Raw genomic sequence first — 9639 nt, 5'->3', positions numbered from 1 at the left:
CCCGCGGCCGACCACACCGGTGCGCCGCGCGCGCCGGGCGCACCGGACGCCCGCGCGCAACCGTCGCCGGGCGGCGCCGCACCGGCGACGCCGCCGCCCGCGCGACGCAAGCACCTCGTGCGCGCGCTCGTCGGCGTGTTCGCGTTCGGCATCGTCGGCTGGGGCATCTGGTACGCGCTCGTCGGCCGCTGGTACGAAGCCACCGACAACGCCTACGCGCAAGGCAACGTCGTCGAGCTGACGCCGCAGGTAACGGGCACCGTCGTGTCGATCGACGCGGACGACGGCAACCTCGTGCGCGCCGGCACGCCGCTCGTCCGTCTCGACGCGAGCGACGCGCAGATCGCGCTCGCGGCCGCGCAGGCCGATCTCGCGGCCACGGTCCGCAAGGTGCGCGGCCTGTACAGCAATGAACGCGGGCTCGCGAACAGCATCGACGGCGCACGCGCCGACCTCGACGCGCGACGTACCGCGCTCGACAAGGCGAAGGCCGATTACCGGCGCCGCGAGGACCTCGGCCGCTCCGGCGCGATCTCGCGCGAGGAGCTCGCGCACGCGCTCGACACGCTGACGTCCGCGCAAAGCGCATATGCCGCCGCGCAAAGCGCGCTCGCCACGTTGAGCGAACAGCACCAGACGAGCAAGGCGCTCGTCGACGATACCGCGGTCGCGTCGCATCCCGATGTCCAGGCCGCGGCCTCGCGGCTGCGCGCCGCGTATCTCGCCCGCGCGCGCACCGATATCGTCGCGCCCGTCACCGGCTATGTCGCGAAACGCACGGTACAGGTCGGGCAGCGCGTGTCGCCCGGCGTGCCGTTGCTTGCGGTCGTGCCGCTGCGCGAGCTGTGGGTCGACGCGAACTTCACCGAGAAGCAGCTCGAACACATGCGGATCGGGCAACCGGTCGAGCTGACGGCCGACCTGTACGGCGACGCGGTGCGCTACACGGGCCGCGTGCAGAGCCTCGGCGTCGGCACCGGCAGCGCGTTCTCGCTGCTGCCCGCGCAGAACGCGACCGGCAACTGGATCAAGATCGTCCAGCGGCTGCCGGTGCGCATCGAACTGACGGATCCGGCGCAGCTCGACGCGCATCCGTTGCGCATCGGCCTGTCGATGCACGCGCGCGTCGACCAGCACGACCGCAGCGGCGCGATGCTGTCGCGCCGCGAGCAGCGTTCGCCGGTGTTCCGCACCGACGTGTACCGCGACGAACTCGCGCGCGCCGACAGCCTGATCGCCGACGTCGTGCACGCGAACCTGCCGGCGGCGGTACGCACGGAGCGTGCGCAATGAGCGGCCCGATCCCCGCCGCCGATGCCGGTTTTCGTCCGTCGAGCGTCGCGCTGACGACGTTCGGCCTCGCGCTCGCGGTCTTCATGCAGGTGCTCGACGGCACCGTCGCAAACGTGTCGCTGCCGACCATCGCCGGCAACTTCGGCGTGAGCACGACGCAGAGCGCCTGGGTCGTCACGACGTTCTCGGTCAGCAATGCGATCGCGCTGCCGCTGACCGGGTTTCTCGTCAAGCGCGTCGGCCAGGTGAGGCTGTTCGTATGGGCGACGCTGGCGTTTACGTTCGCGTCGCTCTTGTGCGGCCTCGCGCAGAACCTGCCGCAGCTCGTCGCGTTCCGCGCGCTGCAGGGCCTCGTGGCCGGGCCGATGATTCCGACCACGCAAGCGCTGATGTTGTCGATCTACCCGCCGCAGCGGCGCGGCTTCGCGCTGTCGATGATCGCGATGGTCACCGTCGTCGCGCCGATCGCGGGCCCCGTGTTCGGCGGCTGGGTGACGGAACATTACTCGTGGCGCTGGGCGTTCCTGATCAATCTGCCGATCGGCGTGTTCGCCGCGATGTGCGTGTTCGCGCAGATGCGGGCGCGCGTCGAGACGACGGTCGCCGCGCGCGTCGACTACGTCGGGCTGGCCGCGCTCATCGTCGGCGTCGGCGCGCTGCAGATCGTGCTCGACAAGGGCAACGAGGCCGACTGGTTCAACTCGACGTTCATCGTCGTGATGTCGGTGGTCGCCGCGTTCGGGATCGTGCTGTTCCTGATCTGGGAGCTCAACGAACCGAATCCGATCGTGAACCTGCGGCTGTTCGCGCATCGCAACTTCGCGGCCGGCACGCTGACGCTCGTGCTCGCGTACTCGGCCTTCTTCGCGGTCAACGTGATCGTGCCGCAGTGGCTGCAGCGCACGCTCGGCTACACGGCGTTCTGGGCCGGGCTGGCGGTCGCGCCGATGGGCGTGATCCCCGTGCTGATGACGCCGTTCATGGGCAAGTACGCGCCGCGCTTCAACATGCGCGTGCTCGTGTGCTGCGCGTTCGCGATCCTCGGCACGTCGTCGTTCCTGCGCGCGGGCTTCGTGCCCGACATCGACTTCACGCACATCGCGCTGATCCAGCTGCTGCAGGGCCTCGGCCTCGCGCTGTTCATCATGCCGATCAACAGCATCCTGCTGTCCGACCTGAAGCCGGACGAAATCGCCGCGGGCTCCGGCCTGTCGACGTTCCTGCGCACGCTCGGCGCGAGCTTCGCGGTGTCGATCACGTCGTTCCTGTGGGACCGGCGCGCCATCCTGCATCACGCGCAGCTCAGCGAACACCTGAGCGGTTTCGATCCGGCCGTGCGTGCCGAAGTCGCGCGGCTCGGCGGCGGCGATCCGCAACGCGCGGCGACGCTGCTCGGCAACCTGGTCGACGCGCAGGCGTACCAGATTTCGTTCAACGACGTGTCGTTCGCGCTCGGCTGCGTGTATCTCGCCGTGATCGCGGTGGTGTGGCTCGCCCGCCCGCCGTTCGGCCCCGGCGCGGCCGCGAAACGATGAAGCGGGCGCTGCGCGGCCCGTTCCGACCCATGCTGTTCAATTCGATGGAGATTGACCCGATGCCTACCTCTCACGCTGGAAACACGCCGCCCGAACTGGCGACGCTCGCCGTGTTCGACGTCACGGAATTTCCGCTCGTCGTCGTGCGCAACGACGCGATCGCATCCGGCGGCTACGCGCAGCGCTGGCTCGACGACATGCACGCGCTGATGCGGCACGGCGAGCCGTTTGTCATGATCTTTCCGCCGGCCCGCCCGGACGAGCCGCACGACGACCGCAAGGAACGCGGCATGTGGCTCAAGCAGAACCGTGCCGCGCTTGCCGCGGTCTGCCGCGCGCTCGTGTCGGTCGAACCGGACCCGACCGAGCGCGAAGCGGCCATCGCGAACGCGTCCGGCATCGAAAAGGCGTTCGGGATTCCGTTCGACGTGACGGCTTCGCTCGACGACGCGAAGCACGCGGGTCGGCGACGTCTGACCGAGGCGCTCTAGCGCGGCCCGTTCGCGCGCAACGCCTCGAACCGGTTGCGCAAGTCCGCCTGACTGCAGATTCCAACTAATAAACGGGGTGGCTTGTATGAAAGGACTGGATTGTCTGAAATGGTTGGTACCCGGCGACACGGACGCGTCATGGCAGCGGATGACCGACGCGGCCGCCGGAATGGGATTCGACAAGGTCGTGCTGATCGTGTTGCCATTTACCGGCGCGTCGTTCGATCTCGCGCGCAAGTGGAGCAGCGGCGTGCCGGGCTGGACGGCGCTGTACCGGCAGCGCCAGTTCGACCGCGTCGACCCGATGCTGCGGCATTGCTTCCGTTCGGCACTGCCGCTCGTATGGGACGACGCGCTGTTCGCGCAGCCCGGGCAGCGGCCGTGCTACGAAGCGGCGGCCGCGTACGGCATGCGCAGCGGCGTCGTGCTGCCCGTGCGCGGCGCGAAAGGGGAGGTCGGCATGCTGTCGTGCGCGAGCGCGGACGATCTTGCCGCCACGCGCGAGCGCTGCGACCGTCACCTCGCGGCGCTGACGCTGCTGCGCGACGTCGCGTGCGAAGCGATCGCCGGCACGCCGTGCCACGCACCGCCCGACAGCGTGCCGCGGCTGAGCCGGCGGGAAGTCGAGTGTCTGCGCTGGCATGCGGCCGGCAAGACGTCGTGGGAAATCGGCCACATCCTGAACGTGACCGAGTCGTGCATCAATTTCCACTTCATGAACATCCGCCGCAAGTTCAACGTGTCACGTCGGCATGAAGCCGTGCTGCGCGCGGTCGAGTGGGGGCTGATCAGTATCTCCGACGTGACGGTGCCGACCTGATGCCGGCGCATCGTCGAGCCAGCGGTCGAGAAACGCGCTGAGCCACGCAGCCGTCGCGCGGTCGTGCCGCCGGCCTTCGCTCGCCTGCGTCGCGAGATCCTGCGCGCCGGGCGCCGCCAGCTTGTGCGCGGCGGCCGTGCTCCAGCGCCGCATCATCGGAAAGCTGACTTCCGGATGGAACTGGACGCCGTACGCGCGCTGCCCGTGGCGCACGGCCTGGTTCTCGAAGTGCTCGCCGGTCGCGAGGATCTCGAGCCCGGCAACGCGCTCGAAGCCCTCGCGATGCCACTGGTACACGTGCGACGGCCATGAACCGAGTCGCCGGCCGGCGTGCGTCGCGGCGATCGGCCAGTAGCCGATTTCCGCGCGCCCGTCGCGGTGCGCCGTCACGCGGCCGCCCAGATGACGGATCATCATCTGCGCGCCGAGGCAAACGCCGAGAAACGGTGCCGACTCGCGCAGCGGCACGCCGATCCAGTCGATCTCGTCGCGGATCCAGCGATCGCCGTCGTTGGCGCTCATCGGGCCGCCGAACACCACGGCGCCCGCATGCCCGGCAAGCGTCGCCGGCAGCGGGTCGCCGAGCGGCGGGCGGCGGATGTCGAGCGGATGGCCGCGCGCGGCCAGCAGCCGCCCGATCCGGCCGGGGCTCGACTGTTCGCGATGCAGTACGATCAGGATCGGACGAAGTGCGGAGTGCGTCATGTCGTGTGGTCGGATAGAAGGTCAGCCCGGCTGGCCGCGCAGCGCGTCGAACGACACCATCACCTGTTCGCGGTAGGCAGGCCGTCGGCACAGGCGGGCGTACCAGGCCTCGACGTGCGGCAACGGCGGCCGCTCGACGTCGAGCGAGAAGTAGCGGAACAGCGTCGCGCCGGCCGGAATGTCGGCCAGGCCCGGCGTCGCACCGCCGAGAAACGGCTGGGTCGACAGCAGCCGGTCGAGCAGCCGGTAATGCGTCGCGCTGCGCGCGGCCTTGTCGAGCACGATCGCGTCGTCGCGCCGCTCCGGCGGCGTTCGCACGAGTGCCCAGAACAGCCCGGTCATCACGTCGGGTTCGAGCGCGGTCTGCGACCAGTCCATCCAGCGCTCCGCGCGCGAACGCGCGTACGTGTCGCGGCACCAGAACGGATTGTTCGGCACGCGCGCGGCGAGATAGCGCAGGATCGTGTGCGACTCCCACACGACGTCGCCGTCCCAGTCGATCACCGGAATCCGGCAGGTCGGATTCAGCGCCGCGAACGCGGGCGTCTGCAGCGTGCCGTGTTCGCCGCCGGCCGCGATATGCCGATACGGCAGGCCCAGCTCGCCGATGAGCCACAGCACCTTCTGCACGTTGAACGACGTGCGGCGCCCCCAGACGGTCAGCATCGCGCGGCATCCTCGCGGGCAGCGGATCGCGCGCATGCCGCATAGCGGTCGAGACCGGCGGCAAGATCCGCGATCAGGTCGTCCGGATCCTCGAGTCCGATGTGCAGGCGCACGCCGCGGCTGCCGGGCGGCCAGCGTTGCGCGAGGCCGTGCGCGTCCAGTTCGAACGGGAGCGCGAGGCTCTCGTAGCCGCCCCACGAATAGCCGAGCCCGAACAGCGCCAGGTGGTCGAGAAACGCGTCGATCGCGTGCGGCAGCGCCGGTTGCAGCACGACCGAGAACAACCCGGACGCGCCACGGAAATCGCGTCGCCACAGTGCGTGCCCGTCGTCGCCGGGCAGCGCCGGATACAGCACGCGCTGCACCTCGGCGCGCGTCGAGAGCCAGGTCGCGACCGCGAGCGCGTTGCGCTGATGCTGCCGCAGCCGCACGCCGAGCGTGCGCAGTCCGCGCAGCGCGAGATACACGTCGTCGGGGCCGGCGCACAGGCCGAGATCGCCATGCAGTTGCTTCAACGCCGGCCATGCGCGTTCGTTGGCCGACACCGTGCCGAGCATGGCGTCCGAGTGCCCGACCAGATATTTGGTGCCCGCCTGGATCGACAGGTCGATACCGAGCGCATGCGGCTGCAAGAAGAGCGGCGTGGCCCAGCTGTTGTCCGCGATGACCCGTGCGCCGTGCGCATGGGCGAGCCGCACGAGTGCGGGGACGTCGTGCATGTCGAACGTGTAGGAGCCGGGCACCTCGACGTACAGCGCACGCGTGTTCGACCGGAACGCGGCCGCGACCGGCGTGCTGCCGTCGTACCACGTCGTCTCGACGCCGAGTCGCGCGAGTACGCCTTCGCACGCATGACGCACCGGGCCGTAGACCGATGCGGTCATCAGCAGGTGATCGCCGGGCTTCAGGCACGACAGCAGCGCGAGCGTGCACGCGGACAGGCCCGACGGGCACAGCACCGTACCGGCGCCGCCTTCGAGGCTCGTCACCGCGCGTTCGAGCGCATCCGTCGTCGGCGTGCCGCGGCGGCCGTAGATATACGGCTGCGTGCGGTTCAGCAGATCCGACACCGTCGGGCTGAGCACGGTCGAAGCATGGTAGACGGGCGGGTTGACGAAACCGTGCCATGCGGCGCTGTCGCGGCCCGCGTGCGCGAGCCGCGTGTCGTCTTGCAGGCGGTCATGCGGGCCGTCGCGCGGCGGCGACGGCGGTTCGACGGACTTCACGGCCATAGCGCGCACCGCTCCCAATGCTGGCCGGCACGCCGGTAAGCCTGCCGCGCGAAGCGGCGCGCACTGTCGGCCCGCCAGAATTCGGCTTCGTCGGGCGCCAGCGTGTACAGGTGCCAGTCGTCCGACACGAGCGCCGGATCGGCGGCCAGCCGCTCGAGCTGCGCGTCGATCGCGCGCGTCAGGTCGTCCGGATCGTCGAGCCGTTCGCTTTGCCGTCCGGCCAGGATGCTCGCGCGCGATCGTTCGGGGCGGCCCGCGAAATCGGCGCGGCCTTCGGCGGCCGGCAGCCGCTCGACCGGGCCGCTCAGCCGGATCTGGCTCGCGATCGCGGGCCAGTAGAACGTCATCGCCGCGTACGGCCGGTTCGCGAGCTGGCGCCCCTTGGGGCTGCGCGCATTCGCCGCGAAATGCCAGCCGCGCGCGTCGACGTTGAGCAGCACGACGGAGCGTGCATCGGGCCGTCCGTCCGGGTGGACCGTCGACAGCGTCATCACCTGCGGCTCCAGTGCGCCGGCGGTCACGGCTTCGTCGAGCCAGCGTTCGAACTGCGCGTGCGGCGTGTCCGCCCAGTTTTCGGGCGGTACGTGCGGCGCGGCATGCGCGAGGGTTTTCAGCGCCTTCAGGCGCGTTGCGATCGTATCCATGGCGACACTCATGCGATGCCGAATTGCGTCGCGCGGGCGATCAGCCGATGCGCGGCGAGATAGTCGGGGACTTCCGCGAGGAAACCGTCGACGACGGCGGCCGCCACGCGCCGGCCGCCGGACGCGCGCCGCGCGGTGTCGAACGCGTCGATCACGCGGCGGGCGAGGGCGACTTCGTCGGCCGTCGGCGTCAGCACGCGATTGACGACCGGCACGAACTGCGCGTTGACGATCGCTTTCGCCTGGTACCCGAGGCCGCGCGACACGCGCATGTCGAGTTCCGCGCCTTCGTTGTCGGCATAGCTGTACGGACAATCGATCGCGGTGACGCCGACGGCCGCGCATTCGACGCGAAAACGCGAGCGCACGTAGTCGAGCTCGCGGCCCGCACGCGTGCGCTCGGCCCCCATGTCGGCCACCATGTCCTCGGTCGCGACGAGCACCGCCGACACGCGCGGGCTCGACTGCGCGATCGCCATCGTGTTCACGAGGCCGAGCGTCGTCTCGACGTTCGGCACCAGCTCGGTCGAACCGGGTGCGATGTCGTATTCGCGTTCAAAGCGCGTGACGGCGGCGTCGAGCGCGACGACCTGCTCGGGCGTCGCGACGTACGACATCATCACGATGTCCGGACGGCCGCGCATCGCGGCGCGCAGGTCGTCGATGCCGCCCGCGTCGAGCGGGTTCACGCGCACGGACGCCAGCGCGCCGGCATCGCGCCAGCCCGCGAGCACGCGCTCGCTCAGTTCGCGCGCGGCCGGGCGCCGGTCGGGCGGCGTGAAGGTTTCGAGTTCCTGGATCAGCACGTCCGCACCGCTCGCGGTGCCGTCAACGAGCGCATCGTGATCGGCGCCGGCGAGAAAGAGCCAGGAGCGGCGCAGGCGGGAAGGGCGTCGGTTCGTCGGTGTCATGCGTGGTTTCCTGTAGGTCGCGTGGTACGCGGGGCGATGGCGCGGGCCGTCAGCCGGCGCGCATCATCTGGTTGAAGATGTTCTTGCGATGCATTTCCTCGGTACCGCCGACGCTCATGAAGCCCAGCGCGTCCGACGCGAACGCGGCCACCGGCCCGGCCTGGTAGCCGAGGCTGCCGTACAGCCGCACGAGGCCGAGCGCGCTGTCGACGAGATCCTGCGCGCCGACCAGCTTCGCGATCGAGCAGGTCATCAGCGCCTGCGGGTGATCCGTCAGCAACTGCGCGAGTGCGCCGCGCGCGAGCCACGTGCCGCGCTCGATGCCGATCTGCAGGTCGACGAGGCGGCGCTGCACGTACTGGTGTGCATCGATCGTGCTGTCGAAGCTGCGTCGTTCGCGGCAGTAGCCGATCGCATCGCGCAGGTACGGCGCCGTCACCTGGGCGGCGACGAGGCCGTAGTAGAGCCGGCCGAGCGAGATGATGTCGATCAGGTTGCCGAGCCCCGCGCCCGGTTCGCCGAGCAGCTGGCCGCGCGTGATCGGGCAATCGTCGAAATGCAGCGCGCCGGTGGGCAGGTCGTCGAGGCCGAGCTTGCGGTCGGGCGCGGCCACCGTCATGCCCGGCTGGTCGCGATCGACGATCACGAGCGCGGTGTTGCGCCGGCCCGGCGTTTCGATGCGCGTGACGACGAGGATGAAACGCGCGAGCGGCGCGTGCGCGATATTGAATTTGCTGCCGGTCAGGCGGTAGCCGTCGCCGTGCTCGGCGAGCGTCGTCGCGATGCTGCGCACGTCGGTGCCGGTGCCCGGTTCGGCAATCGCGGTCGCACTCAGTTCGCCGCGCAGGATCGCGCCGAAATAGCGGTCCTGCTGCGTCGCCGTGCCGTATCGCTCGAGTGCGCGCACCATGCCGGCCTGCGCGATCACCGACAGCAGCAGCGCCGGGCGGCGGATCGACGATGCAAGCCCTTCGAGCGCCGCGGAAAAATGCCACCAGCCGTGACCGTCGCCGCCGTACGTCTCTGGCACGATCATGTCCCACAGTCCTTCGTGCCCGAGCCGCGCCCAGCCGGCTTCGTCGAATCCGGCGGGCGCGCGGCCGTCGTGCGCCGCGGCCGCGGCGATCTCCGCGCCGATGTCGCGAAAGCGCGCCAGCGTCGCGTGCTGTTCCTGCGTCCAGTCAAATGGCATCTGTCGTGTCTCCGGTCGAAGCGGCGCGGCCTGCGACGGCGCGCCAGCGATGCCGACAAGGTTAAGGGGGCACGGACAGCGGAGGTACTGGCAGTAGTGGTAGTTGCCGCGCCAGTGACGGCGATGACACCCGGCACATGGCGCACCGGT

The 9639-nt window shown here is 70.2% G+C and carries 10 protein-coding genes; 4 read left to right on the top strand and 6 right to left on the bottom strand.

The annotated features are described in order from the left end of the window. The 4 genes from G3N62_RS24060 to G3N62_RS24045 form a co-directional block, all read left to right on the top strand. Positions 1-1293 (top strand): HlyD family efflux transporter periplasmic adaptor subunit (locus tag G3N62_RS24060; RefSeq protein WP_241013189.1); only part of this gene is annotated, 1293 nt, incomplete at its 5' end. Then, positions 1290-2828, top strand: coding sequence for a DHA2 family efflux MFS transporter permease subunit (locus G3N62_RS24055; RefSeq protein WP_124669049.1), 1539 nt, complete (start codon positions 1290-1292; stop codon positions 2826-2828). The genes G3N62_RS24060 and G3N62_RS24055, both read left to right, overlap by 4 nt. 59 nt (positions 2829-2887) lie before the next feature. Then, positions 2888-3319: a hypothetical protein gene (locus G3N62_RS24050; RefSeq protein WP_049034540.1), complete on the top strand. Its 432-nt coding sequence runs from the start codon at positions 2888-2890 to the stop codon at positions 3317-3319. A gap of 85 nt (positions 3320-3404) precedes the next feature. Further along, positions 3405-4139 carry an autoinducer binding domain-containing protein gene (locus G3N62_RS24045; RefSeq protein WP_059557651.1) on the top strand — a complete coding sequence of 245 codons (735 nt, stop codon included), beginning with the start codon at positions 3405-3407 and terminating at the stop codon, positions 4137-4139. Here G3N62_RS24045 and G3N62_RS24040 read toward each other — a convergent pair. From G3N62_RS24040 to G3N62_RS24015, 6 genes are read right to left on the bottom strand one after another with little or no spacing between them, the layout of a single operon-like run. Beyond that, on the bottom strand, positions 4062-4844 hold the full coding sequence (locus tag G3N62_RS24040) for a glutamine amidotransferase (RefSeq protein WP_124669048.1): 783 nt from the start codon (positions 4842-4844) through the stop codon (positions 4062-4064). The two genes, G3N62_RS24045 and G3N62_RS24040, sit on opposite strands and share 78 nt — an antisense overlap. Positions 4845-4865: 21 nt before the next feature. Beyond that, the gene (locus tag G3N62_RS24035) at positions 4866-5510 is read right to left on the bottom strand and encodes a glutathione S-transferase (protein ID WP_034187012.1); all 645 of its coding nucleotides are present in this window, start codon (positions 5508-5510) and stop codon (positions 4866-4868) included. Beyond that, entirely contained in the window at positions 5504-6742 is a 1239-nt protein-coding gene (metC, locus tag G3N62_RS24030) for a cystathionine beta-lyase (protein ID WP_124669047.1), read from the bottom strand. Before metC ends, G3N62_RS24035 begins: the two co-directional genes overlap by 7 nt. Next, complete coding sequence (locus G3N62_RS24025) at positions 6733-7386, bottom strand: pyridoxal 5'-phosphate synthase (RefSeq protein ID WP_185733034.1); 654 nt, start codon at positions 7384-7386, stop codon at positions 6733-6735. The genes metC and G3N62_RS24025 overlap by 10 nt, the downstream gene beginning before the upstream one ends. 8 nt (positions 7387-7394) lie before the next feature. Continuing rightward, positions 7395-8297 (bottom strand): CoA ester lyase, encoded by a 903-nt coding sequence (locus G3N62_RS24020; protein WP_124669045.1) that lies wholly within the window; start codon positions 8295-8297, stop codon positions 7395-7397. A 49-nt stretch (positions 8298-8346) separates the two neighbouring features. Then, positions 8347-9489: an acyl-CoA dehydrogenase family protein gene (locus G3N62_RS24015; RefSeq protein WP_034186853.1), complete on the bottom strand. Its 1143-nt coding sequence runs from the start codon at positions 9487-9489 to the stop codon at positions 8347-8349. Between the last annotated feature and the right edge of the window lie 150 nt (positions 9490-9639).

It is taken from the genome of Burkholderia sp. Tr-20355 (assembly GCF_017104685.1).
Taxonomy (GTDB): Bacteria; Pseudomonadota; Gammaproteobacteria; order Burkholderiales; family Burkholderiaceae; genus Burkholderia; species Burkholderia seminalis.
Note: the sequence above shows the minus strand (reverse complement) of the source record. Positions and strands in the feature narration are given on the sequence as shown.

Excerpts from the sequence above, each read along its gene's own strand:
- G3N62_RS24050 (WP_049034540.1), top strand. The coding sequence starts at position 2,888 with ATGCCTACCTCTCACGCTGGAAACACGCCGCCCGAACTGGCGACGCTC.
- G3N62_RS24055 (WP_124669049.1), top strand. The coding sequence starts at position 1,290 with ATGAGCGGCCCGATCCCCGCCGCCGATGCCGGTTTTCGTCCGTCGAGC.
- G3N62_RS24015 (WP_034186853.1), bottom strand. The coding sequence starts at position 9,489 with ATGCCATTTGACTGGACGCAGGAACAGCACGCGACGCTGGCGCGCTTT.
- G3N62_RS24025 (WP_185733034.1), bottom strand. The coding sequence starts at position 7,386 with ATGGATACGATCGCAACGCGCCTGAAGGCGCTGAAAACCCTCGCGCAT.
- G3N62_RS24040 (WP_124669048.1), bottom strand. The coding sequence starts at position 4,844 with ATGACGCACTCCGCACTTCGTCCGATCCTGATCGTACTGCATCGCGAA.
- metC (WP_124669047.1), bottom strand. The coding sequence starts at position 6,742 with ATGGCCGTGAAGTCCGTCGAACCGCCGTCGCCGCCGCGCGACGGCCCG.
- G3N62_RS24020 (WP_124669045.1), bottom strand. The coding sequence starts at position 8,297 with ATGACACCGACGAACCGACGCCCTTCCCGCCTGCGCCGCTCCTGGCTC.
- G3N62_RS24045 (WP_059557651.1), top strand. The coding sequence starts at position 3,405 with ATGAAAGGACTGGATTGTCTGAAATGGTTGGTACCCGGCGACACGGAC.
- G3N62_RS24035 (WP_034187012.1), bottom strand. The coding sequence starts at position 5,510 with ATGCTGACCGTCTGGGGGCGCCGCACGTCGTTCAACGTGCAGAAGGTG.